The sequence below is a fragment of the Gemmobacter serpentinus genome (assembly GCF_008973825.1).
Lineage (GTDB): Bacteria > Pseudomonadota > Alphaproteobacteria > Rhodobacterales > Rhodobacteraceae > Gemmobacter > Gemmobacter serpentinus.
Genome location: NZ_WCHR01000032.1, coordinates 14,630 through 40,281 on the forward strand (window position 1 = coordinate 14,630; position 25,652 = coordinate 40,281).

Annotated in this window: 24 protein-coding genes; 9 read left to right on the forward strand and 15 right to left on the reverse strand. The window is 64.3% G+C overall.

Annotated elements, in window-relative coordinates:
• Positions 1-77: 77 nt before the first annotated feature.
• The 5 genes from trxA to GBJ34_RS16275 all read right to left on the reverse strand — a co-directional run bounded on the left by trxA (position 78) and on the right by GBJ34_RS16275 (position 5,992).
• The gene (trxA, locus tag GBJ34_RS16255) at positions 78-404 is read right to left on the reverse strand and encodes a thioredoxin (RefSeq protein ID WP_151720251.1); all 327 of its coding nucleotides are present in this window, start codon (positions 402-404) and stop codon (positions 78-80) included.
• A gap of 241 nt (positions 405-645) precedes the next feature.
• Positions 646-2,163: an aldehyde dehydrogenase gene (adh, locus tag GBJ34_RS16260; protein WP_151720252.1), complete on the reverse strand. Its 1,518-nt coding sequence runs from the start codon at positions 2,161-2,163 to the stop codon at positions 646-648.
• A gap of 146 nt (positions 2,164-2,309) precedes the next feature.
• Positions 2,310-3,257 carry a GAF domain-containing protein gene (locus GBJ34_RS16265; protein WP_151720253.1) on the reverse strand — a complete coding sequence of 316 codons (948 nt, stop codon included), beginning with the start codon at positions 3,255-3,257 and terminating at the stop codon, positions 2,310-2,312.
• A 395-nt stretch (positions 3,258-3,652) separates the two neighbouring features.
• Positions 3,653-5,098, reverse strand: coding sequence for an aldehyde dehydrogenase family protein (locus GBJ34_RS16270; RefSeq protein ID WP_151720254.1), 1,446 nt, complete (start codon positions 5,096-5,098; stop codon positions 3,653-3,655).
• A 114-nt stretch (positions 5,099-5,212) separates the two neighbouring features.
• Positions 5,213-5,992, reverse strand: coding sequence for a sulfotransferase family 2 domain-containing protein (locus GBJ34_RS16275; RefSeq protein WP_151720255.1), 780 nt, complete (start codon positions 5,990-5,992; stop codon positions 5,213-5,215).
• Positions 5,993-6,222: 230 nt separating this feature from the next.
• On the opposite strand from GBJ34_RS16275, the gene GBJ34_RS16280 reads away from it, so the two are divergent.
• Together GBJ34_RS16280 and GBJ34_RS16285 are read left to right on the forward strand one after the other, a co-directional pair.
• Positions 6,223-6,882, forward strand: coding sequence for a peroxiredoxin (locus GBJ34_RS16280; RefSeq protein ID WP_151720256.1), 660 nt, complete (start codon positions 6,223-6,225; stop codon positions 6,880-6,882).
• Positions 6,883-7,200: 318 nt separating this feature from the next.
• Positions 7,201-7,416, forward strand: coding sequence for a DUF1127 domain-containing protein (locus GBJ34_RS16285; RefSeq protein WP_151720257.1), 216 nt, complete (start codon positions 7,201-7,203; stop codon positions 7,414-7,416).
• A gap of 188 nt (positions 7,417-7,604) precedes the next feature.
• On the opposite strand, the gene GBJ34_RS16290 is transcribed toward GBJ34_RS16285, so the two are convergent.
• The 7 genes from GBJ34_RS16290 to GBJ34_RS16320 all read right to left on the reverse strand — a co-directional run bounded on the left by GBJ34_RS16290 (position 7,605) and on the right by GBJ34_RS16320 (position 15,652).
• Positions 7,605-8,345, reverse strand: a complete 741-nt coding sequence (locus GBJ34_RS16290; protein ID WP_151720258.1) for a phytanoyl-CoA dioxygenase family protein — start codon at positions 8,343-8,345, stop codon at positions 7,605-7,607.
• Between the two features lie 76 nt (positions 8,346-8,421).
• Complete coding sequence (locus GBJ34_RS16295; RefSeq protein ID WP_151720304.1) at positions 8,422-9,747, reverse strand: M16 family metallopeptidase; 1,326 nt, start codon at positions 9,745-9,747, stop codon at positions 8,422-8,424.
• A complete protein-coding gene (locus tag GBJ34_RS16300; RefSeq protein ID WP_151720259.1) occupies positions 9,747-11,084 on the reverse strand; it encodes a M16 family metallopeptidase in 1,338 nt (445 codons plus the stop codon). Before GBJ34_RS16300 ends, GBJ34_RS16295 begins: the two co-directional genes overlap by 1 nt.
• A 72-nt stretch (positions 11,085-11,156) precedes the next feature.
• Complete coding sequence (locus GBJ34_RS16305) at positions 11,157-11,669, reverse strand: DUF3035 domain-containing protein (RefSeq protein WP_151720260.1); 513 nt, start codon at positions 11,667-11,669, stop codon at positions 11,157-11,159.
• Positions 11,670-11,720: 51 nt separating this feature from the next.
• The gene (gene lspA, locus GBJ34_RS16310; protein ID WP_151720261.1) at positions 11,721-12,284 is read right to left on the reverse strand and encodes a signal peptidase II; all 564 of its coding nucleotides are present in this window, start codon (positions 12,282-12,284) and stop codon (positions 11,721-11,723) included.
• 4 nt (positions 12,285-12,288) lie between these two features.
• Entirely contained in the window at positions 12,289-13,902 is a 1,614-nt protein-coding gene (purH, locus tag GBJ34_RS16315) for a bifunctional phosphoribosylaminoimidazolecarboxamide formyltransferase/IMP cyclohydrolase (RefSeq protein ID WP_151720262.1), read from the reverse strand.
• 13 nt (positions 13,903-13,915) lie between these two features.
• Entirely contained in the window at positions 13,916-15,652 is a 1,737-nt protein-coding gene (locus tag GBJ34_RS16320; protein WP_226341239.1) for a heparinase II/III family protein, read from the reverse strand.
• Between the two features lie 166 nt (positions 15,653-15,818).
• Here GBJ34_RS16320 and gph point away from each other — a divergent pair, with 166 nt between their 5' ends.
• Positions 15,819-16,475 (forward strand): phosphoglycolate phosphatase, encoded by a 657-nt coding sequence (gene gph, locus GBJ34_RS16325; protein ID WP_151720263.1) that lies wholly within the window; start codon positions 15,819-15,821, stop codon positions 16,473-16,475.
• Here the strand turns inward: gph and GBJ34_RS16330 are convergent.
• On the reverse strand, positions 16,462-17,694 hold the full coding sequence (locus tag GBJ34_RS16330) for an RsmB/NOP family class I SAM-dependent RNA methyltransferase (protein ID WP_151720264.1): 1,233 nt from the start codon (positions 17,692-17,694) through the stop codon (positions 16,462-16,464). The two genes, gph and GBJ34_RS16330, sit on opposite strands and share 14 nt — an antisense overlap.
• A gap of 71 nt (positions 17,695-17,765) precedes the next feature.
• Here GBJ34_RS16330 and GBJ34_RS16335 point away from each other — a divergent pair, with 71 nt between their 5' ends.
• On the forward strand, positions 17,766-17,960 hold the full coding sequence (locus GBJ34_RS16335) for a DUF1674 domain-containing protein (protein WP_151720265.1): 195 nt from the start codon (positions 17,766-17,768) through the stop codon (positions 17,958-17,960).
• 87 nt (positions 17,961-18,047) lie between these two features.
• Here the strand turns inward: GBJ34_RS16335 and dapB are convergent, their stop codons facing one another.
• Positions 18,048-18,857 carry a 4-hydroxy-tetrahydrodipicolinate reductase gene (gene dapB, locus GBJ34_RS16340; RefSeq protein WP_151720266.1) on the reverse strand — a complete coding sequence of 270 codons (810 nt, stop codon included), beginning with the start codon at positions 18,855-18,857 and terminating at the stop codon, positions 18,048-18,050.
• A 214-nt stretch (positions 18,858-19,071) separates the two neighbouring features.
• On the opposite strand from dapB, the gene rbfA reads away from it, so the two are divergent.
• The 3 genes from rbfA to truB all read left to right on the forward strand — a co-directional run bounded on the left by rbfA (position 19,072) and on the right by truB (position 21,210).
• Positions 19,072-19,506 carry a 30S ribosome-binding factor RbfA gene (rbfA, locus tag GBJ34_RS16345; RefSeq protein WP_151720267.1) on the forward strand — a complete coding sequence of 145 codons (435 nt, stop codon included), beginning with the start codon at positions 19,072-19,074 and terminating at the stop codon, positions 19,504-19,506.
• Entirely contained in the window at positions 19,499-20,239 is a 741-nt protein-coding gene (locus GBJ34_RS16350) for a phosphodiester glycosidase family protein (protein WP_404811440.1), read from the forward strand. Before rbfA ends, GBJ34_RS16350 begins: the two co-directional genes overlap by 8 nt.
• Positions 20,240-20,304: 65 nt before the next feature.
• Entirely contained in the window at positions 20,305-21,210 is a 906-nt protein-coding gene (truB, locus tag GBJ34_RS16355; RefSeq protein ID WP_151720269.1) for a tRNA pseudouridine(55) synthase TruB, read from the forward strand.
• A gap of 65 nt (positions 21,211-21,275) precedes the next feature.
• On the opposite strand, the gene GBJ34_RS16360 is transcribed toward truB, so the two are convergent.
• Positions 21,276-22,352, reverse strand: a complete 1,077-nt coding sequence (locus GBJ34_RS16360; RefSeq protein WP_151720270.1) for a calcium-binding protein — start codon at positions 22,350-22,352, stop codon at positions 21,276-21,278.
• Positions 22,353-22,786: 434 nt separating this feature from the next.
• Here GBJ34_RS16360 and rpsO point away from each other — a divergent pair, with 434 nt between their 5' ends.
• Entirely contained in the window at positions 22,787-23,056 is a 270-nt protein-coding gene (rpsO, locus tag GBJ34_RS16365) for a 30S ribosomal protein S15 (protein ID WP_151720271.1), read from the forward strand.
• Positions 23,057-23,381: 325 nt separating this feature from the next.
• Positions 23,382-25,532: a polyribonucleotide nucleotidyltransferase gene (gene pnp / locus GBJ34_RS16370; protein WP_151720272.1), complete on the forward strand. Its 2,151-nt coding sequence runs from the start codon at positions 23,382-23,384 to the stop codon at positions 25,530-25,532.
• Positions 25,533-25,652 lie beyond the last annotated feature (120 nt).

Genomic DNA, 25,652 nt, shown 5'->3' on the forward strand with positions numbered 1-25,652 from the left:
CAATCCGAAAGCCCGGCCAAAAGAAAAGGCGGCCCGCTGCGGGGCCGCCTTTCTTTAGGACCTGTCAACGCCTGCGATCAGATCGCGGAATTGATCCAGTTGGCCAATGCGGCTTTCGGTGCGGCACCTGCCTTGTTGGAAACGACCTCGCCATCCTTGAAGATGAACAGTGCCGGGATCCCGCGCACGCCAAGCGCGGTCATGTTCTCGGGGTTCTCGTCCACGTTCACCTTGACGATCTTCACCTTGCCTTCCAGCTCGGCGGCAAGTTCCTCAAGGGCGGGGCCGATCTGACGGCACGGGCCGCACCATTCGGCCCAGAAATCCACGACGACCGGGATCGTCGACTGGCGCACTTCGGCGTCAAAGGTGGCATCGGTGACGGCAACGGTAGCGGCGCCCATGATCTTTCTCCAAGGCTATCTGTCGGGAAATGAACCTAAGGACGACCCTGCGCCGCGTCAAGCAGCCGCCGCCTGCAGGTCCGCCCCGCGTTTCCTGCATGGCTCGTGCACCGGGGCGCGTGGCGATGCAAGAAGCCCCTCCGCCCGGCTTCGCGGCATCCCCAGGGGAGGGAAGAGGGGCGAAGACGGTCGAAGGGGCGGGGGCCGGGGAGAGGAGGCCCCCCGGCGGCGCAGCTGGGCCTCAGAAGAAGCCGAGCTTGTTGGGCGAATAGCTGACCAACAGGTTCTTCGTCTCCTGATAGTGATCGAGCATCATCTTGTGGGTTTCACGCCCGATGCCGGATTGCTTGTAGCCGCCAAAAGCCGCACCCGCCGGATAGGCGTGGTAGCAGTTGGTCCAGACACGACCCGCCTCGATGCCGCGCCCGGCGCGATAGGCGGTGTTGGTGTCGCGGCTCCAGACGCCCGCGCCAAGGCCGAACACGGTGTCATTGGCGATCTCCAGCGCCTCGTCCAGCGTCTTGAAGGTGGTCACCGACACGACCGGCCCGAAGATCTCCTCCTGGAAGACCCGCATCTTGTTGTTGCCTTCAAAGATGGTGGGCTGGATGTAGAAGCCGTTCGACAGATCGCCGCCAAAGCTGTTGACCGACCCACCTGTCAGCACTTTCGCGCCTTCCTTGCGGCCGATCTCGAGATAGGAGCTGATCTTGTCATATTGCTCCTGGCTGGCCTGCGCGCCGATCATGGTGGAGGTGGCACGCGGGTCACCGGCCACGATGGCCTCAACGCGTTTGATCGCGCGTTCCATGAAGCGATCATAGATCGATTCCTGCACCAGTGCGCGCGACGGGCAGGTGCAGACCTCGCCCTGGTTCAGCGCGAACATCGCAAAGCCTTCCAGCGCCTTGTCGAGAAACGCATCATCCTCGTTCATCACATCGGCGAAAAAGACGTTGGGGGATTTGCCGCCCAGTTCCAGCGTGATGTTGGTCAGGTTGTCGGCGGCGGCCTTCATGATCATCTTGCCGACCGGGGTGGAGCCGGTGAAGGCGATCTTGGCGATCCGCTTGGAAGACGAAAGTGCTGCGCCCGCCTCTTCGCCGATGCCGTTCACGATGTTCAGCACGCCCGGCGGCAGCAGGTCTTCGATGAACTGCATCAGATACAGGATCGAGGCCGGGGTCTGTTCCGCCGGTTTCAGGACCACGCAGTTGCCGGCGGCCAGCGCAGGTGCCAGCTTCCATGCCGCCATCAGGATCGGGAAGTTCCACGGAATGATCTGGCCCACAACGCCCAGCGGCTCATGGAAGTGATAGGCCACGGTGTCATTGTCGATCTGCCCGATCGAGCCCTCCTGCGCGCGGATGGCACCGGCGAAGTAGCGGAAATGGTCGATGGTCAGCGGGATGTCGGCGGCCATGGTCTCGCGCAGCGGCTTGCCATTGTCCCAGGTCTCGGCAATCGCGATGGCCTCGAGGTTCTGCTCGATGCGGTCGGCGATCTTCAGCAGGATGTTGGAGCGTTCGGTGACGCTGGTTTCGCCCCATTTCTTGCGGGCGGCGTGGGCGGCATCCAGCGCGCGTTCGATATCGGCGGCATCCGAACGGGCAACCTCGCAGACCACGGCACCCGTGACCGGCGAGACGTTCTGCATGTAGCGGCCGGATTTCGGCGCGACCCATTCGCCGCCGATGAAGTTGTCATAGCGGGTCTTGAAGGGGGCGGCCTTCAGATCGAAGGTTTCAAGTTTGGTCATGGTTCTCTCCTCCTGAATAGCCGCTCTCCCTTGCGGCTGATGACTGTGATCTTGCGGGGGATCCGCTGCTCGGTCACCCCGGTCGGAACAGGGCAGGGGCGGGGTCTGTCGCAGATTTGAGACAGATCGGCGTGCCCAAAGCCCTGCTAGTTTCGTGCCCCCATCTTGCGATGGAAGGTGGCGCGGCTGATGCCAAGGCTGCGGGCCGCGGCCGAGGCATTGCCCTGATTGCGGGCCAGTGCGCGCAGGATCACGCCGCGTTCGCCGTCCTCCAGCCCGTCGGGGCCAGTCTGTCCCAGAAGGTCGGCGGCAGGCAGGGATTGCCGGCGCAGATCGCCGCGCAGCCCGAAATGCTGGCGCGCGGCACGGCTGGCGCCGATCACCAGATCATCGCCATCCACCGCCAGCAGCGCGCCTGCGCCCCGATCCAGACCCGGCACGAAAACCAGCCGGGCCTGCGGGAAATACGCGCGAAACAGATCGGCCTCGATCCGCCGCGCGGCCTCGGCCACCGACAGCGCGACAAGCTGCATCACCGCATCGGTGCAACCCGGATTGGCGGAAGATACATCCAGCACGGCGGTCAGCTGGCCCTCGGCATCATGGATTGGTGCCGAGCTGCAGCTGAGCCCGATATGGGCGGGCAGGAAATGCTGGTCGCGCAGGATGGTGACGGCGCGCCCTTCGGCGATGCAGGTGCCGATCCCGTTGGTGCCCGCCTCGCGTTCCGACCAGTCGGTGCCGGTCCAGAGACCGGCCTCGGCGAAATCGCGATCCTCGCCGGCATTGCCGCGCCGTTCCACCGGCACACCGTCGCGGTCGCTGAGGACAAGGCAGGTGCCAAGCCCACCCACGGCGCGGAACAGCCGGTCCAGCGTGGGGGCTGCGGTGCGGATCGTGGGTTCCATCGCGCTGCGCAGGCGGGCCAGTTCGGCGTCAGACATTCGGGCCGCGGCGCGGCGTGTGGCGGGGTCCAGCCCGTGCACCCGCACCGAGCGCGACCATGAGGCCGCGATGGGCGAGCGCGCAGCCTCGCCCGCCAGCAATGCCGCCTCGATCCGGGCGACATGTGTTCTGTGATCGGCAGTAATCATGCGTGCCTCCCCTGATCCGCATGGCGGGGATCAGAGTAGCGCAACCACCGGGCGCGTCATTCAGACCTTAGTCTAACATGGCGGAGAACCGCAGGCTCTTTCCTGCATCACGACGGGGGGGGCGAGACAGCGTCCCGCAGCAGAGTGCGGCGTGATCCGAGGGGGCGTCGCGCTTTGGAAGGGACGGGGAACGCAAAATCTGTGCCGTATCATGACGGCATCCGCCGCGCTGTGCCGAAATCGGATGCGGGCGATCCGGGGGACGAAGCCCGACAGGCCCGGGCGGCAAGGCAAAAGAACGGCTTTGAAGCGGAGCACCGGAGCGGATCTGCGCAGTTACCCCATGGCAGACGGGGTGCCGCAAGGCCGCATGTGGCGGCCCTGCGGAAAAGGGGTCATTCCGCTGCGGAATCCCAACCAGAGATCGCCTTGACCTCAAGAAATTCCTCGATCCCCCAATGGCCACCCTCACGCGCGCGGCCCGAGGCCTTGATGCCGCCGAAGGGGCTGCCCGCCGCGCGGGATTTGCCGTTCATCTCGACCATGCCGGCGCGAAGGGCGCGGGCCAGCCGGTTGCGGCGATTGCCGTCCTGGCTTTGGACATAGTTGGTCAGACCGTAAGGCGTGTCATTGGCAAGGCGCACCGCCTCTTCCTCGGTGTCAAAGGGTATGATCGCCAGCACCGGCCCGAAGATCTCTTCGCGCTCGATGGTCATGCCAGGGGTCACATCGGCAAAGACGGTGGGCTGCACATAGAAACCACGATTGAGATGTTCGGGGCGTCCCAAGCCCCCCGCCACTAGCCGCGCGCCCTCATCAATGCCCTTCTGGATATAGGACTGGATCTGGTTCCATTGCCGCTCATTCACCACGGGGCCGATATGGCGGCCATCCTGCGAGGGCGGGCCGACCTCGATGGAACGGGCAATGGCGGCGGCCTTTTCCACGGTCTGGTCATAGATCGACCGTTCCACCAGCATCCGCGAGGGCGCGTTGCAGGATTGGCCCGAATTGTTCATCATATGACGCACGCCGCGTTCTACCGCCTTGTCGTCGGCATCGGCAAAGATCAGGTTGGCCCCCTTGCCGCCCAGCTCCAGCGTGACGCGTTTCATCGTCTCGGCAGCGGCCTTGCTGATGGCGCGGCCCGCGCGGGTCGATCCGGTGAACGAGATCATCTCCACATCCGGGTGCTCCGACAGGCGGCTGCCCACGCCCGCACCATCGCCATTCACCAGATTGAACACGCCGGCAGGCAGACCAGCATCATGGCAGAATTCGGCAAAGAGCAGCGATGAAAGTGGGGCCTCTTCCGAGGGTTTCAGCACGCAGGGGCAGCCCGCCAACAGGGCCGGGATCACCTTCAGCGTGACCTGGTTCATTGGCCAGTTCCATGGCGTGATCAGGCCAACCACGCCAATCGGTTCCAGCGCGATGCGATCATTGGGGGCGTGTGGGCCCAACGGGCGGACCCATTCGATCTGATCGAAGGCGGTCAGGAAGTTCGAAAGATGCCAGGACAGGCTTGGCGCCTGGCTTTCGCGGGCCAGCTTGATCGGGGCGCCCATTTCCAGGCTGATCGCCTGGGCCATTTCCTCGGCCCGTGCCTCATATTGCGCAAGGATCGCTGCGACATAGGCGCGCCGTTCAGCGGGCGGCGTTGCGGCCCATGCCGGGAAGGCGGCTTTTGCTGCCGCCACCGCGCGGTCGCAATCGGCGGCCGACCCCAGCGAGATCACCGCGCAGGGCTCTTCCGTGGCCGGATCGATCACCGGATAATCGCGGGGCGCGAGCGGGGCCACCCATGCGCCGTTGATATAGAAGTCGCGTTTCTCGATCATGCTCTGGTCTCCGTCATGCCGCCACGTTCACGGCGCGCGCATGGTGACAGGCCGGATCGCGAGAGACAAGCCGCGTTTGATCAAATTGCGCTGCGCTGGCCAAAGACCTGCGGATCAGTAATTGACCCAGCTTTCGGGGTCATAGCCGAAGCGTTCCAGATCCTTGCCGCAAAGCGGGCGGGCAAGGGCTGCAAGCTCTGGCGTATAGATGCGGGCGGCGGTCTTGCTCGGGTTGCGCGGGCGTTCCAGCTGCGACATCACCCAGTCCTCGGGAAAGCCAAGCGGACGGGTCAGCGCCAGAAAGCCTTCCTGCAACTGATCCTCGATCCGCCAGATCGCGCTGTAATTCAGCCGGTCGACCATCAGCACTTGCGACTGGCTATCCCAATGATGGTCGCGCCGCCCCTCGGGGATGGTCGCGACATAGCGCAGGAAGGTGTCGAAGGGCACCAGCGTGCCGGCATCGCCCCCCGGCAGGCCATGCGCGCGCGCAAAGGCGCGCAGCGGCTTGAGCCGGGATTGCCGGATCGATCGCGGATAGGCGGAATCGCGACCATCGGGGCTTTTCAGATGGCCGTCATGGAACTTGTTCTTCCAGGCCGAGGCCAGCCGCCCATAGGGATTGCGCACGAAACCATAGGTTTCGTAGCGGTCGGGATGACGCAGGAAGTCGATGTAATCGCCCATTGGGGCCACCGGAAAGCGCCGCGCGATCTTCAGCATAGGCCAGCGCCCTTCTGACGGATCATCGCGCCCCAGATGCAGCCGGAAGCCTTCGGTCAAAAGCGCCCGGGTGAAGGTGGTCAGCACCTTGGGGTTCAGCATCACGGCCACATGCGCCGGGCGATGCAGGAACAGCTTGAACGGGCTGAAATGACGGTTGGGCAGCAGCATCTGATCTTTGTCCGACAGGGTGCTGTGTCGTTAGCATCGGGACAGCGGCCCGTCCAATGGCCTTCGCGCAGTCAGGAGATTTTCCGCGCAGGCCTGAAATCGGAGAAAACTTCTGCATTGCGCAAGCCGGATGGAGTTTCGGCCTTCTTTTGCCATCAAGCGGGTGCAGGGGGGTTCCAAATGCCGGATGAGGGTTTATGTTCCCTGCGAAACCCTGAGGAGCTGACGCAATGTCCATCCGTATCAACGATATCGCCCCTGATTTCACCGCGGATTCGACCGCCGGACAGATCAATTTCCATGACTGGCTTGGCGACAGCTACGCGATCATCTTCTCGCATCCGCGTGACTTTACGCCGGTCTGCACCACCGAATTTGGTGCCGTGGCGCAACTGGCCCCCGAATTTGCCAAGCGCAAGACCAAGGTGATCGGCGTCTCCGTCGACTCGGTCGAGGATCACGGCAAGTGGAAGCGCGATATCGAGGCCTTCGCGGGCAGCCCCGCCGACTTCCCGATCATCGACGATACCTCGCTGACGGTGGCCAAGGCCTATGACATGCTGCCGGCCGAATACTACCTGCCGACCGAGGGCCGCGCCCCGGCCCACACCGCCACCGTGCGCACGGTCTATATTGTCGGGCCGGACAAGAAGGTCCGTCTGACCATGACCTATCCGATGTCGGTGGGCCGCAACTTCGCCGAGATCCTGCGCGCGCTGGACGCGGTTCAGGCGACCGACGGCGTGCCGATTGCCACCCCTGCCAACTGGGTGCCGGGTCAGGACGTGATCGTGGCGCTGAGCCTGAACAACGAGCAGGCGCAGGAAAAGTTTGGCCCGCTTGACATCAAGCTGCCCTATCTGCGTTTCGCCAAGGCACCGACCAAGTAAGGCTTTGGCCAAGTAAGGCGATCCCGGCAGGCGACGCAATCTTTCGTCTGCTGGGGCCTTGCCATACAGATCATTTCGCACATGCAGAAATCCCGCGCCATTGGCGCGGGATTTTTCATGCCCGCGCCGAATGCCCTGCAAAACAAGGCGAAATATGGTGTGATCATTTAACGGGCAGCTTTGAAACAAGCCATGCATCTGCCGCATGGCGGCTTTGGCGACTCGGCGGATTGTGCAGGTGCAGCATTTGCCCCATGTTGGCGTTAACGGCGAAGGTCAGGGGACCCAAGCCCAACAAGAGAGAGATGAGGCACTGAAATGGCACATGTGATTTCCAACCGCGCTTCCGGCTTTTCCTTCGCCGAGACGGTTTCCAATGTTCTGAGCAATCTGCGCGCCGCCCGCGCCCGTCGTGCGATCTATGTCCGCACGCTGAATGAGCTGCGCATCCTGTCCGACCGCGACCTGTCCGATCTGGGCATCAGCCGTCTGCAGATCGAAGATCTGGCCTTTGAGGCCGCCTACGGCAAGTAAGACCCCCGAAGGCTCGGGGGCGGCTAGGATCCAGAAAACGGATCCGCGCCCTACCGATGTGAAAAGGCCCCTCGCGCAGCTGCGCCGGGGGCCTTTGTTATTGCTGGGGGGACGCTCCGGCGCGAGGTCTCAATTTCCCGCCGGCCAACATTTCGCTGGCAGCTTTGCGGGGCGGATCGGTCCGTCGATCAGAGCCATTCGAGCGGTTTTGGAAGCATGGCCAGCGGTGCATAATCGACCCTGAAAACCCGGCGCGGATTTGTTGTCTCTGAGGATGATGAGGCGTGCAAGGTGAGCATTTTGAGCACCAGCACATCGCCGCGACGCGCCACACAGTCCTCTTGCTCATACCGTTCAGCCTCTTCCCTGGCTGCCGCTGCCGGGACATAGCCGCCCATATGGCTCCCCAAGGCAATCCGCATGGTGCCGTCTGCAGCAGCGTTGTCATCCAGATGAACGCGCACGAAATACATTTGATCCAACAGTTCCCGAGGAGGTTCGCAGTGCCACTCGCGCCCTTTGTGGGTCCAGTTGGAAAACCCCGCAACCTCATGTCGATCCGCTACGGCGATGACGCGATCCTGATGCCACGGCACGGCCCAGTTATTCCCGGCAGTCTTGTTGAACGCGACAATCCGGGCGGGGATCAGATCCTTGTTGAACACCCGCATAAGCTTTCCGAGGTCGCTGTCACCGGACAAGGCCCGTTTCAGATCGGCGGACAGGGCAAGCCGCTCTCCCGGCTTCCCGCTCAGGTCTGTCGCGGTATCAAGGATCGAGAGATCATGAGCAGACAGCGCGCCTCTGAACCAATACCGCCCTTGCTTTTCGAACTCTTGCTGAATGGCAGAATGCTTCATCGGGAACCCCTGCAAAGTGTTGGCTGACCATTTCTGCACATGATCCGCTATAGCCAGCAATTGGCTCAATCCGTCGCCTCGCCTACCTCAGCACAAACGCACCCCAGAAGGAAGCACCCCACCTTTCAGCAGGGCGCGCTATCCCTCATTCCGGGGTGCTTTCGACGCCCACCGGCTCGCCCACCACCACGATCCGCAGGTCTTCGCGCTTGAACAGCCTTGCGGCCACGCGGCGGATGTCTTCCAGCGTGACGGCATTCACCTTGTCATTGCGGGTGGCCGAATAATCCGAGGGCAGGCCGATGCTTTGCATCCCGACAAGGATATTGGCGATCTGGCCATTGCCGTCAAAGCGCAGCGGATAGGCACCGGTCAGATAGGTCTTGGCATTGGCAAGTTCGGCCTCGGTCACGCCCTGCGCGGCCTTGGCCCATTCTTCCCGCAGGATCGAAATGGCCTCGGCGACCGTCTTGTTATCGGTTGAAAACTGCCCGGCCAGCAGGTCGGCCTGATCGAAATCGGCAAGCCATGTGCTGACACCATAGGTCAGCCCGCGCTTCTCGCGCAGCTCGGTCATCAGGCGTGAGCCGAAACGCTCGCCGCCCATGATCTCGTTCAGGATGAAGGCCGCGAAGTAATCGGGGTCGTCGCGTTCGATCCCGTTCTGGCCGAACAGCACCACCGCCTGCGGGGTGGGGAAGGGCACCACGGTGACGCCGCCGGTCAGCCCGACCGGGGCAGGGGCCACGGGCACCGCGCCGGTCGCGGGCAGACCGCCCAGCAACTGGTCCAGCAGCGTGCCAAGGTCTGCGGCGCTGATATCGCCGACGGCCGCGACATAGACCCGGTCGCGCGTCAGCGTGGCCTTATGGGCGGCCAGGATATCGTCACGGGTCAGCGCGGCCACGCTGTCCGGTGTGCCATCACCCGAAGTGCCATAAGGGTGATCGCCAAAGGCCAGCGCGTTGAAGCGGCGACTGGCAAGGGTGGCAGGATCCTTTTCATCGCTGCGCAGGCCGGACAGAACCTGACCACGCACCCGCTCCACCGCGTCAGTGTCAAAGCGCGGCGCGGTCAGCGCCAGGCGCAGCAGTTCCGCCGCCTGCGCGCGGTTCTCGGTCAGCATCCGGGCCGAGACCGAAACGCTGTCGATGCTGGCATTGAACTTGAAATCCGCCGCCAGCCCGTCACGGGTCTCGGCAAATTTCTGGGCGTTCATCTCTGCCGCGCCCTCCTCAATGAGGGCGGTCATCAGGTTCACCGCCCCGCGCTTGCCGGGCGCATCCACCGCGGTGCCGCCGCGAAAGCGGATTTCCAGCGCGGTGAAGGGGATCTCGTGTTCTTCGACCAGCCAGGCCTTGATGCCGCCGGGCGAGGTAACCTCTTGGATGGCGATCTCGGCCCGCAGGGGGGCTGCCAACACCAGCAGGACCGGCAGAATTGCAAGGCGGGGCAGAATATGGCGCAGCATCATTGTGCAGCCTCCTCATCGGTATCCATCAGCCAGCCGGTCACCGCATTACGGCGATCCAGCACCTTGCGGGCGGCGGCCATCACATCATCGGGCGTGACCTCTTGCAGCACCTTGGGCCAATCCTCGATATCCTGCAGCGTGAGGCCCACGGTCAGCGCCTCGCCATAGCGTTGCGCAAGGCCCTGCGCATCGTCGCGGCCATAGATTTCCGAGGCACGCAGCTGGGTGCGGATACGCTCAAACGCCGCCGGGTCGGGGCCGGATTTCAGGAAGTCCGCCACGATCTGGTCCATCGCGGCCTCGGCCGCCTCGGGGTTGACCCCCGGCAGCGGCACAAGGCCAAAGCCGAAGGTGCCGCTGTCCACCGCCGTGCCATCATAGAAGGCATAGGAATAGACCGCCTTGGGGTCCTGGAATTGCAGGCCCTTGGCAAACAGGCTGGTCGTGCCCGACCCGCCCAGCAATTCCGCTAGATAGAGCAGCGCCGCCGCCTCTTTCTGGTTACCGCTTTCGCGCTTGGGCGCGAGATAGGTGCGCATCATATAGGGCTGCGAGACGCGGGCATCCGCCATGGTGATGCGGCGCTCCGCCAGTTGCGGTGGCTCTTGCGGGCGGAGGCGCGGCGGCAGGTCGGCGGTCGGCTGCAACGGCCCGTAATGGGTTTCAGCCATGGCGCGCACTGCATCGGGCGTCACATCGCCCGCCACCACCAGCACCGCATTGTTGGGCGCGTAATAGGTCTTGTAAAACGCCTCGGCGTCCCTGCGGTTCAGCGCCTCGATCTCGTGGCGCCATCCGATCACCGGCACCCCATAAGGGTGGTTCAGATATTGCGCGGCGCGGGTCTGTTCTTGAAACAGGCTGCGCGGATCGCTGTCGGTGCGCTGGTTGCGTTCCTCAAGGATCACGTTGCGTTCGGTCGCAACCACGTCATCGGTCAGTTGCAGATCGCGCATCCGGTCTGCCTCGATCGTCATCATGAGGTCCAGCCGATCCGCCGCAACCCTTTGGTAATAGGCGGTATAATCCCAGCTGGTAAAGGCGTTGTCATTGCCGCCCTGTGCCTCGACGATGCGCGAGAATTCACCCGCTGCCAGATCATCGGTGGCCTTGAACATCAGATGTTCAAAGAAATGGGCGATGCCGGAATGGCCGGGGGGCTCGTCGGCGGCACCGACCTTATACCACATCATCTGCACCGCGACCGGGGCGCGGTGATCCTCGATCACCACGACCTCAAGACCATTGTCCAGGGTGAAGCGGCTGACGGGCGCTGCGAGCGCGGCGGGGGCGGTGACAGCAAGAAAAGCTGTCCCGAGGAGGAGTTGGCGCATGAATGGCTCCGACTTGCACTGCCCCATAGCTACGCGAGGGGCAGGCAGGGTCAAGCCGGGGTGACGCGGAGTTTACTGCTTGGCAACTGGCGGGGCAGAGGGATTGCCCGCCCCGGCGCGACGCCAACGCTCCAGCTCGGCGTGTTGGTCCAGCGACATCGGTGCATAGGCGCGGTAATAGACGTTCACGTCAAAGATGCGTTCCAGCAGGCGACCGTCATTCTTGCGACGGAATTCCAGATCCTCGGCGGCAAGGGTCTGGCGGATGCCGGCGGCCACACCATTGCGGGTGGCATAGGCGACCAGCGCCGCATCATTGCTGCCCGCGCCCGGCTTGCCGCCAAGCGCCACAACGGCATCGGCAAGCGGGGTCGGGTCAGTGATATTGCTGCCGCCCGGTGTAGGGGTGGGCAGGGCCTGCAGATTCGGCGGCATTTGCAGCGGCTTGGGCGGCAGGATGGCAAATTCGTCAGGGCCGTCGCCGGTCGAGCGCAGGTTCATCAATTGCGGCTCGTCCGATCCGCCACAGGCGGCAAGGGCCAGCATCAAAGCCGCCGCCAGATATGCCCTCGGGTTCGCCCGCATTGCCCACTCCCGCAAGTTCCGTGTTCGTCTTAGCGCATTGGTCATGGCGCGTCACGGGGTCTTTCGGCGCGGGGCAGCGGCTTTCTGCCCGGATTTCGCGCCCGGCTTCACCGCAGGCTTGCCGCCCGCCTTGTTGCCCGCCGTTTTGGGGCCGCGATCCTTGCCGCCAAAGATCACCAAGCCGAAGGCCCCGGCAAAGATCGCGATATCGGCGACGTTGAACGCATAGGGGTTTTCAAAACCACAGCAGGTCATGTTCAGGAAGTCGGCGACGGCACCATAGGCCACGCGGTCCACCACATTGCCAAGCGCGCCGCCGATCAGCACACCCGCGCTGATCTGCATCCAGCGGCCATGGCCCCCCCGGCGGATCCAGATCCAGACCCAGGCGGTGATCACCAGCGACATCACGATGATGAACCAGCGCATGAACTCGCTGGCGCTGGACAGCAGGCCGAAATTCACCCCCTGATTCCACGCCATGCGGAAATTCAGCAAGGGCGGCAGCACGTCGATCTCGTGCCGGTTCTTCAGGTCCAGTCCAAAGACCACAGCCAGCTTCGTGATCTGGTCGATCACGAAGATCAGGGTGGCGACAAGGGCCATGCGCCGCATCGGATCAGTGCCGGAAATGGCGTATGCCGGTGAAGACCATGGCAAGGCCACGCTCATCGGCGGCGGCGATCACCTCGTCATCGCGCATCGAGCCGCCGGGCTGGATGATCGCGGTGGCACCGGCCTCGGCTGCGGTGATCAGCCCATCGGCAAACGGGAAGAACGCATCCGACGCCACGACTGATCCCTGGGTCAGCGGCGCGCCAAGGCCAAGCGCCTCGGCCATGTCCTGCGCCTTGCGGGCGGCGATCCGGGTGCTGTCGACGCGGCTCATCTGGCCCGCGCCCACACCGACGGTCGCGCCATCCTTCACATAGATGATGGCGTTGGATTTCACATGTTTCGCGACGGTCCATGCAAAGAGCAGATCGCGCAATTCGGCCTCGGTCGGCTGGCGCTTGGTCACGACCTTCAGGTCGGCCATGGCCAGCGCGCCATTGTCGCGATCTTGCACCAGAAAGCCCCCGGCGACCTGTTTCCACGCCAGCCCCTTGGCCTTCGGGTCGGGCAGGCGGCCCGTGGTCAGCAGTCGCAGGTTCTTCTTGGTGGCAAAGACCGCGCGGGCCTCGGGCGTGGCTTCCGGCGCGATCACCACTTCGGTGAAGATGCCGGTGATTTCGCGGGCGGTTGCCTCATCCAGCGTCTGGTTCAGCGCGATGATACCGCCAAAGGCCGAGGTGCGGTCGCAATCAAAGGCGCGGGCATAGGCCTCGGCCAAAGTCGCGCCCGTCGCCACGCCACAGGGATTGGCGTGTTTGATGATGGCGCAGGCCGGGCCTTGCGCCGGGTCGAACTCCGCCACCAGCTCAAAGGCTGCATCGGTGTCGTTGATATTGTTGTAGGACAGTTCCTTGCCCTGCCATTGCTGCGCCGTGGCCACGCCGGGGCGCTGCGTGCCATCGGTGTAGAAGGCCGCTTTCTGATGCGGGTTTTCGCCATAGCGCAGGGTTTGGGCAATCTGGCCGGCAAAGGCGCGACGGCGCGGGGCTTCTTCCTTCAGCGCGCCCGCCATCCAGGCGGATACGGCCGCATCATAGGCGGCGGTGCGGCTATAGGCGGTCAGCGCCAGCCGCTGGCGGAACGCATAGGATGTCGCGCCATCATGGGTCTTCAACTCGGTCAGCAGGGCGTCGTAATCCTGCGGATCGGTGACGACATTGACAAATTTATGGTTCTTGGAGGCCGCGCGGATCATCGCCGGGCCGCCGATATCGATATTCTCGATGCAATCGGCATAGGATGCACCGCGCGCCACGGTTTGCTCGAACGGATAAAGGTTCACCACCAGCAGGTCGATCGGCTCGATCCCGTGGGCGGCCATGGCGACCAGATGCTCGTCATCATCGCGCAGCGCCAGAAGCCCGCCATGCACCATCGGGTGCAGGGTCTTCACGCGGCCATCCATCATCTCGGGAAAGCCGGTCACCTCGGCCACATCGCGCACCGCAAGGCCCGCCTGACGCAGCGCGGCAGAGGTGCCGCCGGTCGAGATCAACTCCACCCCCTGCGCGGCAAGGGCGCGGGCGAAATCCACCAGCCCTGTTTTGTCGGACACCGAAATCAACGCACGCCCCACGGGGACAAGGTTCACGGGCGGGGTGGCGGAGGCGCTGTGCATGGATCTCTCCTGATCAGGGGCGGGAGGCTGCGTCTTCCCGGTCAAGGTCGCGGATGGCGAGCGGAGTATCCTGTGCCTTCGCCAAGGTCCAGCCGATACGGCCTTCGAAATCCCGCAAATTCGCGGTCAGCAGGATCTGTTTTGTCGCACGCGGCATCAAACGGCCCTTTTCCAGATAGACCGAAGGCTCCAGCGTCAGTTTTGCCTGCCCATCATGGCGGAACACCCAGATCTCGCCAGAGCGCAACGCGATGGACACGGCGGTTCCGCCCATGTCCAGCGCGGCATCGGTATCGGGGTGCAGATGGAAGCGCAGGCTGAAGCCGATCCCGTCCTTTTGCCGCCCGAGCAGGGTGCCAAGGCGGGCGCGGTCTGACGCGGTGTCGGCGGTCAGCATGTCGACGCCGTTCAGGTGCCGACCGTCATGCGACAGCGTCAGGTCGCGCAGATGGGTCAGGCCATGGGTGCCGCGCCAGCCATCATGACCGGCCAGCAGATGCGGGCCATCCTCGGTGCCGGTCGGGTCCAGCACGGTGATGCCCGCCAGATCCACCAGCACCTCGCGCCCGTCGCGGGCAAAGCGCGATGACGAATAGCCGTCCACGGCCAGGGTCGAATGGCTTTGCGTGGCGCGGCTGGCGCGGTGCCAGTCTGCCCCGAAGGGCGCGCCAGAGCCGCAATTGACCACCACGGGGCGCCGCCCCGAGGTCAGCTCGAAGGCAAGGGTCGAGGCATGGGCCGAGGCCCCTGCCAGACCCTGCGGCGGCGATGTTGCATCGATGATGACCGAAGACCGCCCGCCCGACAGCCGGATGAAGCCCATGGCGGGCCCGGGATGCGGCGCGGGCTTCACGCCGGAATTGGCAAGGGCGTGATCCAGCCGACCCTCCAACCCCCGCCCGCCGCCGTGAAAACGGGCAAGGCCCCCATCGGCATGGCGCAGCGCACGCAGCGTGGGCGCGATCCGTGCAATCGCCGCCAGATGGGCGGCGGGCACGATGCGTCCGGCATCGGACAGCGCCTGCGCGGCCCAGGTCAGCAGGGTGAAAACCTCAAGCAATTCCTCTGGGTTGCGGGTCGGGATGCCGCCCTGGGCGTCCACCTCGCGCTCGCATTCGCGGGCAAGGGCGGCGGCGGCCGGATCGACGTGGTTCTCCATCCCGATCAGGGCAAGGCCCGCATAGATCAGCCCGGTCAGCGCCTCGAACCGGGGCAGGCCGGGCGATGCCGCCTGCCAGCGGCGCGACAGGAACAGGGTCTGTTGCGACAGGGAATGGTAATAGGCCAACGCGCGCTGACGGTCCTGCCCGGTCAGCAGCAGGATCGCGTGGTTGATCCAGCGGATCAGGCGCCGTCCGGTCAGATCGGGCGACCAGCCCATGCCCTGACCCTTGCCGTAGCGGTTGATCCAGTCAAAGGTCCAGTCCTGCGCGCGTTTGCGCGACACCGGATCACCGACCGCCGCGAGATCATCCAGCCAGGCAAAGCCCTGCAACTCGGCCTCGAAGGTCGGGCTGGGGCGGGTGATGTCCCAGATGCCGATGCCCGGTGCCTCGACCAGATGGCCCGCGAACAGGAAGTTTCCGGCGACCAGTTGCTTGCCGCGCGCGAACAGGCCGATGGTGCGCGGTTCGGGCTGGCTGACAAAGCCTGCGGCGGGTTCGGCGCGGGCAGCACGGCGCGCGGCCAGACGGTTCATCGCCTGCACCCAAGCCTCTTGCCACCATGCGCTGCGCGTCACGCCTGCCATGCCTTACCTGCCGCCCGTTCCGGGTATTCTTGCCGCCGCACCATAGCGGCGGGGCTGGGCGCTGTCACCGCAAAAGCCTGTGTGAGCGGGGATCGGCCAATGGGCTCACGGGGCTGGACCTCTGCCGCCGGGCGGGGCAGGTTGCGCCGCAAACAGGAGGTGCGCCATGAAGCCCGCAGTGATTTTCGATCTCGATGGAACCCTGATCGACAGCGTCCCCGATATCCATGCCAGTGCGAATCGGGTCTTTGCCGCCCATGGCCAGACATTCACCCCCGATGAGGTCCGCGGCTTTGTCGGGCGCGGCGCGCCCAATCTGCTGGCGCGTCTGGCCGAGTCGCGCGGATTGCCATCCGGAGGTGCGTTTCAGGATGCCCTTCTGGCGGATTTTCTGACCGTTTACGAGACAGCGCAGGATCTGACCCGCCTTTATCCCGGTGTGCAGCAGGCGCTGGCGGATCTGGAGGCCAGCGGTGCGCGGCTGGCGATCTGCACCAACAAACCCCTTGGGCCCACCCGCGCCGTGCTGCGCCATTTCGGGCTGGATGCGGTGTTCCCGGTGGTGATCGGGGGCGATTCCCTTGCCGTGAAGAAGCCCGATCCCGCGCCACTGATGGCGGCCCTGGATCAGCTAGGCGGCGGCCCCGCCGTGTTTGTCGGGGATAGCGAGGTGGACGCCGAAACTGCGCAGGCGGCGCGGCTGCCCTTCCTGCTTTATACCGAAGGCTATCGCAAAACTCCGATCAGCGCCCTGCCGCATGACGTGGCGTTTGACGATTTCGCGCAGCTTCCCCGGCTGGTTGCAGGGCTTATCCCCGCGTGAGGCGGGCCATGAAGAAGCCATCCATCCCGCCGCGATCCGCCCAGTAATCGGGGCGCAGGCGCAGCCCGCCTTCCGGCGTGATCCAGCCGGGCTCGATGCCGGGCAGATCGGGCCGCTCCACCTTGAGATCGGGATGGCGGGCAAGGGCTGCGGTCAATTGCGCCTCGCCCTCGTCGGGCAGCAGCGAGCAGGTGCAATAGACCAGCCGCCCGCCGGGCTTCAGCCATGTCAGCGCGCGGTCGACAAGCGCGGCTTGCAGCGCGGTCAGGTCGGCCAGTTCCGAGCCATCCTTGACGAAGGGCAGATCGGGGTGGCGGCGGATGGTGCCGGTGGCGCTGCAGGGCGCATCGAGCAGGATCGCGTCAAAGGCCCCATCGGGCTGCCAATGCAGCGCGTCGGCCACAACGATCTGCGCGGTCAGCCCGGTGCGGGCCAGATTGTCGCGCAGCCGGGCAAGGCGCGGCTCCGATATATCCAGCGCGGTGACATCCGCGCCCGTGGCGGCCAGTTGCAGGGTCTTGCCGCCGGGGGCTGCACAGAGATCCAGCACGCGCTCGCCCGGTTTTGCGCCCAGAAGCGGCGCGGCAAGGGCTGCGGCGGCATCCTGCACCCACCATGCGCCGTCACCATAGCCGGGCAGGGCAGAGACCTGCGTGCCCGGACCCATGCGCAGGCTGCCGCTGGGCAGGGTATCGCCGCCGAGGTCAGGCACCGCGCGCCGCAAGGTCAGGTCGATGGGCGCGGGTTGGGCCTGCACCGCCTCGATGGCCGAGACCACCTCGCGGCCATAGGTGTCAACCAAGGGCTTGCGCAGCCAATAGGGCAGGCGCTGCGGCGGCAGCTTGGCAAAAGGGGCCTCCAGCGCCGCCACCTTGCGCAGCACCGCATTCACCAGCCCAGATAGCGCACCATGTTTGCGATGCGGGCGGATCAGGTTCACTGCTTCATTCACCACACCATGCGCGGCCTCGCCCGATGCCAGTTCTACCGTGCCAAGGCGCAGCACGTTCAGCACCGTCAGCGGCGGGGCCTTGCGCAGAAACGGCTTCAACACGCGGTCTGTCTGTTCGATCTGGCGCAGCACCTGCGCGGCCAGCCGTTGCGTGCGGGCACGGTCGCCGGGCGACAGATCTGCCAGAGGGGCCTCGATCTGCGACAGCAACTGCCCTTCACCCAGCACCGCATCCAGCATCTGCACCGCTGCCGCCCTTGCCGTCATGACCCGCCCACCCTTGTTGTGATCCGTCCGGGCCGTATATCATGCAACACATCCCTGCAAGGAATGCGACCATGACGGACAAGACGCGAGACCTTCCCCCAGAGACCAATCTGCCCCCTGCGGCGCAGCGGGCCTTGGCCGAGGCCGAGGCGCGGCGCGCTGCCGCCAAGCCGCTGGATCTGCCGACGGAACTGGGCGGGCGCGATGGCCCGGAAGCCGTGCGCTATGGAGATTGGGAAAAGAAGGGCCTGGCCGTCGATTTCTGACCGCAAGGTCCGGTGTGACCGCAAGGCCCGCCCTGAAGGCAAGGCCCGGGCTGAAAGCAAGGCCATGACGGGATGAGCGGCAGGGCCTTAAAGGCCCAGCACATCCATCATGTCATATTCGCCCGGCGCGCGATCCTGCCCCCAAAGTGCGGCCTTGATCGCACCGCGCGCAAAGATCGTGCGATCGGTCGCAATATGGCGCAGCACGATCCTTTCGCCGGGGCTGGCAAACAGCACGTCATGTTCGCCCACGATATCGCCGCCCCGAATGGCGGTGAAACCGATATCCCCGGCCTTGCGGGCGCCGGTGATGCCATCGCGCCCCGAATCGCGCACATCCGCCAGTGTCACGCCCCGGCCTTCGGCTGCCGCCTCGCCCAGCATCAGCGCGGTGCCAGAGGGCGCATCGACCTTCTTGTTGTGATGCGCCTCGATGATCTCGATATCCCATTCTGCATCAAGGGCGGCGGCCACCTTCTGCGTCAGCTGCACCAGAAGATTGACGCCAAGGCTCATATTGCCGGCGCGGATGATGACGGCATGACGGGCGGCGGCGGTAACCTTTGCCAGGTGGCTGGCCTCCATTCCGGTGGTGCCGATCACATGAACGGCGCGGGCCTGCGCGGCGAGTGCCGCAAATTCCACCGTCGCATCCGGGGTGGAAAAGTCGATCACGGCCTGCGCCCTGGAAAACGCCTCGAGCGCGTCATCCGTCACGATAATGCCGGTGGGCTGGCCGCCGATCATCTCTGCGACATCGCGACCGATGAAGGAATTGCCCGCGCGTGTCACCGCGCCGACCAGACGGCATTTGTCGGAGGCCAGAACGCCGCGCAGCAACATCTGCCCCATCCGCCCAGAGGCGCCCGTGATGACAATGCCTGGCAAATCGCCCATCATGCTTCTCCATGTGCTGTTCCTTGCCATGTAGCGCGCAGCCGCACAGGGGAAAAGCCCGCCATTGTGGTCAGAGCACGCAAACCCGCCCGCCATTGCGGGTGAGGCTGTAAGGAAACCACGCCTTTGCGGGCAGAACCCGCAAAACAGCCCGCCGATGCGGGTGGGCCTTGACAGAAAGCCCGCCGTTGCGGGCGGGGCCGGAAACGCTTAGATGGGGACCATGTCGAAAAACCGCTTCTCCTCGGGCGATGGCCCCTCGCAACGTCAGCTTCGCGTCGGCGAACTGATCCGGCGCACCCTGTCTGACGTTCTGAACCGGGCCGATATCCACGACCCGGAGCTGAACCGCATGTCGATCACCGTGGGCGAGGTGCGTTGTTCACCCGATCTCAAGGTGGCGACGGTCTATGTCATGCCGTTGATGGGCTCGGTAAAGGTCGAAGAGGCGATTGCGGCGCTTGCGCGCAACAAGCACGAATTGCGCCGCCATGTCAGCGCACAGTTGACTTTGAAATATGCGCCCGATCTGCGGTTCCGGCCTGATGGCACCTTTGACCAGCTGGATGAGACGCGCCGCCTTTTTGCCGATGAAAAGGTGCGCCGCGATCTGGATCAGCCGGAAGCCGATGACGAAGACGATGCGTAAGCTGCTGGCGGCGCTGGCCTTTCTGGTCATGCCCGCGATGGCTGTGGCGCAAGACGCGCCCTGCCGCCAGACCGAATTTGACGGTGTGGCCTTCACCTTGTGCGAGGTCACGGCAGGGCAGGACCTGCGCCTGTTCCATTCTGATGCGTCGGGCCGGTTGCTGGGCAGTTTCGGCGCAGTTGACAGGCAATTGCAGACCGAGGGCAAGGCGCTGGCCTTCGCGATGAATGCCGGCATGTATCACCCTGATCGCAGTCCGGTCGGGCTTTACGTCGAGCAGGGCAGGGAGGCGCACGGGATTGTGCTGCCCGCCTCCAAGGGCAATTTCGGGCTGCTGCCCAATGGCGTCTTCTGCATCAAGCAAGATGGTTTTGCCGTGATCGAATCGAATGAATTTGATCGCAACAATCCGGCCTGCCGCTTTGCCACCCAATCGGGGCCGATGCTGGTGATCGATGGCAAGCTGCATCCGCGGTTCATTCCCGGTGGCGACAGCCGCTATATCCGCAATGGGGTTGGCGTCAGCGCCGATGGACGCCGGGCGATCTTTGCGATTTCCGAGGATTCGGTGAATTTCGACACCTTGGGGCGGCTTTACCGCGATGCGCTGCAGATGCCCAACGCGCTTTACTTCGATGGCAAGGTTTCGCGGCTCTATGCGCCTGCGCTGCGGCGGTTCGATCTGGGCCTGCCGATGGGGCCGATTGTCGGGCTTGCGGTTCCCAAGCCTTGACGCCGCAGCCTTGACGGCGACCGGAGGCACGGCTAGCAGGCGGCCTTCGCAGGCAGGAGGCGGTAATGGCGCGCACGAAAAAGGGTCGGGCAGTTTCGGGTTGGGTCGTGATCGACAAACCCGCAGGCGTGACCTCCACCGCCGTGGTGAACAAGGTGAAATGGGCGTTTCAGGCGCAGAAGGCCGGCCATGCGGGCACGCTGGATCCGGCGGCGACCGGGGTTCTGGCCGTGGCGCTGGGCGAGGCGACCAAGACCGTGCCCTATATCACCGATGCGCTGAAATGCTATCGCTTCCGCGTCACGCTGGGTTCTGCCACCACCACCGATGATGCCGAGGGCGAGGTGATCGCGCGATCTGACGCGCGCCCGAGCGATGCCGAGATCGCGGCGGCGCTGGCCGCTTTCCGGGGCGAGATCATGCAGGTGCCGCCGCAGTTTTCCGCCGTGAAGGTCGAGGGTGAGCGCGCCTATGATCTGGCCCGCGAAGGCGTGGAAATGGAACTGGCGGCGCGTCCCCTCTGGGTCGAGGCGCTGGAGATGGTGGCGCGTCCTGATGCCGATCATGTCGAGCTGGAAATGACCTGCGGTAAGGGCGGCTATGTCCGCTCCATCGCGCGGGATCTGGGGCAGGCGCTCGGCTGTCTTGGCCATGTGACGTGGCTGCGTCGTGTCTGGTCCGGCCCGTTTGACGCCGACAAGGGCGCGAGCCTTGAGCGGATCGATGAACTGGCCCGGACCCCGGAGATTGACGCGCTGCTGCTGCCGCTGGAACTGGGGCTGGCTGATCTGCCGCAGGTCCAAGCCACGCCTGAAGGGGCTGCGCGCCTGCGCAACGGCAATCCGGGGATGGTTCTGGCCAGCCTGGAATTCGGCGATGAGGCCTGGGCCAGCTATCAGGGCCGCCCACTGGCGGTGGGGCAATACCGCAGCGGCGAGTTGCACCCGAAACGCGTGTTCAATCTGGATTGAAGGATCTGCGCGGATAAAGGGGCTGCCGAGACCTGCTGCATTGCATCCGTCCGCTCAGGTGGTGCTCAGGCGGCAGTCAGGCGGATGGTGGACAGGTCAATCCCGCCGCCATTCGCCAATGTGGCCAGCCGCATCCCGTCCAGATGCAACTCCACATCGGGGGAATTGGCGATCTTGTGCAGCGTCAGCACCGGATCGGGATGCGCCTTGGCGTCATAGATCACCTCCAGCTCATCCTGTCTCGCGTCGAAATCGGCAATATAGGCTCCCGATCCTTCGGTCAGCCAATCGCCCAGTTGAAAGCGATCCGCCCCCGCGCCGCCGGTACCGATATCGCCATTGCCCAAGACCAGCAGGTCATTGCCGGCGCCGCCATTGAGGAAATCTGTCTCATCCTCGATGCGACCCGGCACATGGCCCACCAGCGTGTCATTGCCGAAATCGCCGTCCAGCGTGTCCTTGCCCGCGCCGCCATAAAGCAGGTCATCACCATAGCCGCCCTGCAGCCAGTCATTGCCTGCGCCACCGTAAAGCGTGTCCTGCCCGCTGCCGCCCATCAGGCTGTCATGGCCCGCCGCGCCAAACAGCCGGTCCGCGCCGTTTTCACCTGCCAGAAGGTCGTGGCCCTTGCCGCCCCGCAGGCTGTCATGACCATCGCCGCCCCGCAGTTCATCATCGCCATCGCGCCCCAGAAGCAGGTCATTGCCGCGCTCGCCCTCCAGCCGGTCGGCACCGCGCCCGCCATCCAGCGTGTCATGGCCGCCCCGCCCGACGATCTGGTCATCCCCCTGCAAGCCCTTGATGCTGTCATCGCCCTCGCCCCCGCCGATCCGGTCATCGCGCAGCGTGCCCAACCGGATGGCATCAGGCTTGGTGGCGCCCGCAGCCTGCCGCGTCTCGGGTTCGAAATCCTGCCCGCTTGCCCCATCGCGATGCAGATCCTGTTGGGGAGAGCGCTCCGCCGCGTCGTCGGCAGGGTCGCGGATCAGATCCAGCATGTCAGGGCGGTCGGCATGGCCCTGATCCTCGGCCTCGCGGTCGGGATCCTCGGCATCGGAATGCGCGGTATTGTCCTTTGCGAAAAGCCCGTCGATCACCAGCCCTGCGCCAAGCGCACCGATCAAGCCGAACAATCCCAACATCCCTGCGTCCTCCGAACCCGTCGGTCAATGGCGGCCCGCGCCCCCTGCGCCGGATCCAGCAGCGGGCGTGGCGTTAACCAATATTTACGGTAACATACCGCGATCAATGGATAATTTCTGAATCCATCATGGCATGAAAGTGGCGGCGGAGTCACTTGGGCATGGCGGATATTTCGGATTTTGGTAAAAGACGCTGTATTTCCAAGGGGCGCGGCTTGCCCCTGTCAGATCTGTGCCAGATCTGCGCCGGATTTGCCGCGACTATCGCGTGGTCCTGATGCGCCAGGCAGCCGACCTCTGCCGGGGCTTTGCAATCGGGCGGATTTGCCCTATATGCGCGCATCCGCCGGAATCATTCAGGTTCCTGCGGCAAGGGCCCTGCTGGACGACATCCCGGCTTGTGCCGTCACTTTATACCCCGAAAGGAGATCCCGATGTCGATCACCGTGGAAGAAAAAGCCCGTCTGATCAAGGAATACGCGACCAAGGAAGGTGACACCGGCTCGCCGGAAGTCCAGGTTGCGATCCTGTCGTCGCGCATCGCGACGCTGACCGAGCATTTCAAGACCCACAAGAAGGACAACCACTCCCGTCGTGGCCTTCTGATGCAAGTGGCCCTGCGCCGCAAGCTGCTGGACTACCTGAAGTCCAAGGACGAGGCACGCTATGCGTCGCTGATCGCCCGTCTGGGCCTGCGTCGCTGAGCCGACCAGAGGTTTCAACAAAACGCCCGTGCCGCAAGGTGCGGGCGTTTTGCGTTGCACCTATGCCCCCCGCAATTTGTCTCGCCACAATGCGCCTCGTTGTGCCAGCAGTCTTTGCGCGGGTATCCCTGCGCTGCGCCGCCCTCCCTGGGCTGTGGCAACTCCACCCTTCCCAAACGGCCACTTTTCCTGTATGGGCCGCGCATCTGTGACGTGAGGTCTGCCCCCGGGCCGCATGCATAAGGATTGGGGGCGGCGGCAATGGGGCCGCCATAAACGGGAGACACGGGGATGGGCCTCGTGGGGGCTCCCATGAGGATGATAGATGTTCCATATCACGAAAAAGTCGATCCAGTGGGGCGATGAGACGCTGACCCTGGAGACCGGAAAGGTTGCGCGTCAGGCGGATGGCTCCGTCATTGCCACGCTGGGCGAAACCAGCGTCATGGCGAACGTGACCTTCGCCAAGCAGGCGAAACCCGGTCAGGACTTCTTCCCGCTGACCGTGCATTACCAAGAGAAATACTACGCTGCCGGCAAGATCCCGGGCGGCTTCTTCAAGCGCGAGGCGCGCCCGTCAGAAAAAGAGACGCTGGTCTCGCGTCTGATCGACCGCCCCTGCCGTCCGCTGTTCGTCGAAGGCTTCAAGAACGAAGTTCTGGTTATGGCGACCGTGCTGTCCTGCGATCTGGTGAATGATCCCGATATCGTTGCGATGATCGCGGCCTCTGCCGCGCTGACCATCTCGGGCGTGCCGTTCATGGGGCCGATCGGGGCTGCCCGCGTGGGCTTCTCCAATGGCGCTTATGTGCTGAACCCGTCGATGGACGACATGACGCAACTCCGCAAGAACCCGGAGCAGCGTCTAGACCTCGTGATCGCAGGCACCAAGACCGCCGTGATGATGGTGGAATCGGAAGCCTATGAGCTGACCGAGGAAGAGATGCTGGGCGCCGTGAAATTCGGCCATGACGCGATGCAGCCGGTGATCGATCTGATCCTCGATTTCGCGGAAGAAAGCGCCAAAGAGCCCTTCGACTTCGCACCGCCGGATTACGCCGATCTCTATGCCAAGGTGAAAGCCGCAGGCGAGACCGAGATGCGCGCAGCCTTCGCGATCAAGGACAAGCAAGAACGCACCAATGCGATCTCGGCTGCCGTGTCCACGATCAAGGGTGCCCTGTCGGAAGAAGATCTGGCCGATATCAACCTCGGCTCGGCGATCAAGAAGCTGGAAAGCTCGATCCTGCGCGGCGACATCATCAATGGTGGCGCCCGGATCGATGGCCGCGACACCAAGACCGTGCGCCCGATCGTTGCCGAAACCGGCGTGCTGACCCGCGCCCATGGCTCGGCGCTGTTCACCCGTGGCGAGACGCAGGGCCTTGTGGTCACCACGCTGGGCACTGGCGAAGATGAGCAGATCATCGACGCGCTGAACGGCAACTACCGTTCCAACTTCCTGCTGCATTACAACTTCCCGCCCTATTCGGTGGGCGAAGTTGGCCGCGTGGGTTCGCCCGGCCGCCGCGAGATCGGCCATGGCAAACTGGCATGGCGCGCGCTGCAGGCGGTTCTGCCGGCTGCGACCGATTTCCCCTACACCATCCGCGTGGTGTCCGAGATCACCGAATCCAACGGCTCGTCCTCGATGGCCTCGGTCTGCGGCGGTTCGCTGTCGATGATGGATGCCGGTGTGCCGCTGAAAGCCCCGGTGGCCGGTGTGGCCATGGGCCTGATCCTGGAAGATGATGGCCGCTGGGCTGTGCTGACCGACATTCTGGGCGACGAGGATCACCTCGGCGACATGGACTTCAAGGTTGCAGGCACCGAGGCTGGCATCACCACGATGCAGATGGACATCAAGGTGGCCGGCATCACCCCGGAAATCATGGCGCAGGCGCTGGAACAGGCCAAGGATGGCCGTCTCCATATCCTGGCTGAGATGAACAAGTCGCTGTCGGCCCCGCAAGGCTTCAGCGAATACGCGCCGAAGATCGAGACCCTGAACATCCCGACCGACAAGATCCGCGAAGTGATCGGCTCGGGCGGCAAGGTGATCCGCGAGATCGTCGAACTGTCGGGTGCCAAGGTCGACATCAATGATGACGGCATGATCAAGATTGCCTCGTCCTCGGCCGAAGCGATCAAGAAGGCCTATGACATGATCTGGTCGATCGTGGCAGAGCCGGAAGAAGGTCAGGTCTATACCGGCAAGGTCGTGAAACTGGTCGATTTCGGTGCCTTCGTGAACTTCTTCGGCAAGCGTGACGGTCTGGTCCATGTGTCCCAGATCGCCAACAAGCGCCTGAACCACCCGAACGAGATCCTGAAAGAAGGCCAGGAAGTGAAGGTGAAACTTCTGGGCTTTGACGATCGCGGCAAGGTGCGCCTTGGCATGAAGATGGTCGACCAGGAGACCGGCGAGGAAATCGCACCCGAGAAGAAAGAGCGTGAGGAATCGGCCGAAGGCTGATCGCGTATTCCACGGCTAAGACAAAGGCCCCGGCGATCTGCCGGGGCCTTTTGCATTCGGATGTCAGGAATGGTGTTCCGGCTCAGCAGGGAGGGTGTTCCGGTTCTGCCCAAGCAGGAT

What these genes read in the sequence shown, in the direction of transcription:
- trxA (WP_151720251.1), bottom strand. Translation starts at nt 404, where the DNA reads ATGGGCGCCGCTACCGTTGCCGTCACCGATGCCACCTTTGACGCCGAA.
- adh (WP_151720252.1), bottom strand. Translation starts at nt 2,163, where the DNA reads ATGACCAAACTTGAAACCTTCGATCTGAAGGCCGCCCCCTTCAAGACC.
- GBJ34_RS16265 (WP_151720253.1), bottom strand. Translation starts at nt 3,257, where the DNA reads ATGATTACTGCCGATCACAGAACACATGTCGCCCGGATCGAGGCGGCA.
- GBJ34_RS16270 (WP_151720254.1), bottom strand. Translation starts at nt 5,098, where the DNA reads ATGATCGAGAAACGCGACTTCTATATCAACGGCGCATGGGTGGCCCCG.
- GBJ34_RS16275 (WP_151720255.1), bottom strand. Translation starts at nt 5,992, where the DNA reads ATGCTGCTGCCCAACCGTCATTTCAGCCCGTTCAAGCTGTTCCTGCAT.
- GBJ34_RS16280 (WP_151720256.1), top strand. Translation starts at nt 6,223, where the DNA reads ATGTCCATCCGTATCAACGATATCGCCCCTGATTTCACCGCGGATTCG.
- GBJ34_RS16285 (WP_151720257.1), top strand. Translation starts at nt 7,201, where the DNA reads ATGGCACATGTGATTTCCAACCGCGCTTCCGGCTTTTCCTTCGCCGAG.
- GBJ34_RS16295 (WP_151720304.1), bottom strand. Translation starts at nt 9,747, where the DNA reads ATGCTGCGCCATATTCTGCCCCGCCTTGCAATTCTGCCGGTCCTGCTG.
- GBJ34_RS16300 (WP_151720259.1), bottom strand. Translation starts at nt 11,084, where the DNA reads ATGCGCCAACTCCTCCTCGGGACAGCTTTTCTTGCTGTCACCGCCCCC.
- GBJ34_RS16305 (WP_151720260.1), bottom strand. Translation starts at nt 11,669, where the DNA reads ATGCGGGCGAACCCGAGGGCATATCTGGCGGCGGCTTTGATGCTGGCC.
- lspA (WP_151720261.1), bottom strand. Translation starts at nt 12,284, where the DNA reads ATGCGGCGCATGGCCCTTGTCGCCACCCTGATCTTCGTGATCGACCAG.
- purH (WP_151720262.1), bottom strand. Translation starts at nt 13,902, where the DNA reads ATGCACAGCGCCTCCGCCACCCCGCCCGTGAACCTTGTCCCCGTGGGG.
- GBJ34_RS16320 (WP_226341239.1), bottom strand. Translation starts at nt 15,652, where the DNA reads ATGGCAGGCGTGACGCGCAGCGCATGGTGGCAAGAGGCTTGGGTGCAG.
- gph (WP_151720263.1), top strand. Translation starts at nt 15,819, where the DNA reads ATGAAGCCCGCAGTGATTTTCGATCTCGATGGAACCCTGATCGACAGC.
- GBJ34_RS16330 (WP_151720264.1), bottom strand. Translation starts at nt 17,694, where the DNA reads ATGACGGCAAGGGCGGCAGCGGTGCAGATGCTGGATGCGGTGCTGGGT.
- GBJ34_RS16335 (WP_151720265.1), top strand. Translation starts at nt 17,766, where the DNA reads ATGACGGACAAGACGCGAGACCTTCCCCCAGAGACCAATCTGCCCCCT.
- dapB (WP_151720266.1), bottom strand. Translation starts at nt 18,857, where the DNA reads ATGGGCGATTTGCCAGGCATTGTCATCACGGGCGCCTCTGGGCGGATG.
- rbfA (WP_151720267.1), top strand. Translation starts at nt 19,072, where the DNA reads ATGGGGACCATGTCGAAAAACCGCTTCTCCTCGGGCGATGGCCCCTCG.
- GBJ34_RS16350 (WP_404811440.1), top strand. Translation starts at nt 19,499, where the DNA reads ATGCGTAAGCTGCTGGCGGCGCTGGCCTTTCTGGTCATGCCCGCGATG.
- truB (WP_151720269.1), top strand. Translation starts at nt 20,305, where the DNA reads ATGGCGCGCACGAAAAAGGGTCGGGCAGTTTCGGGTTGGGTCGTGATC.
- GBJ34_RS16360 (WP_151720270.1), bottom strand. Translation starts at nt 22,352, where the DNA reads ATGTTGGGATTGTTCGGCTTGATCGGTGCGCTTGGCGCAGGGCTGGTG.
- rpsO (WP_151720271.1), top strand. Translation starts at nt 22,787, where the DNA reads ATGTCGATCACCGTGGAAGAAAAAGCCCGTCTGATCAAGGAATACGCG.
- pnp (WP_151720272.1), top strand. Translation starts at nt 23,382, where the DNA reads ATGTTCCATATCACGAAAAAGTCGATCCAGTGGGGCGATGAGACGCTG.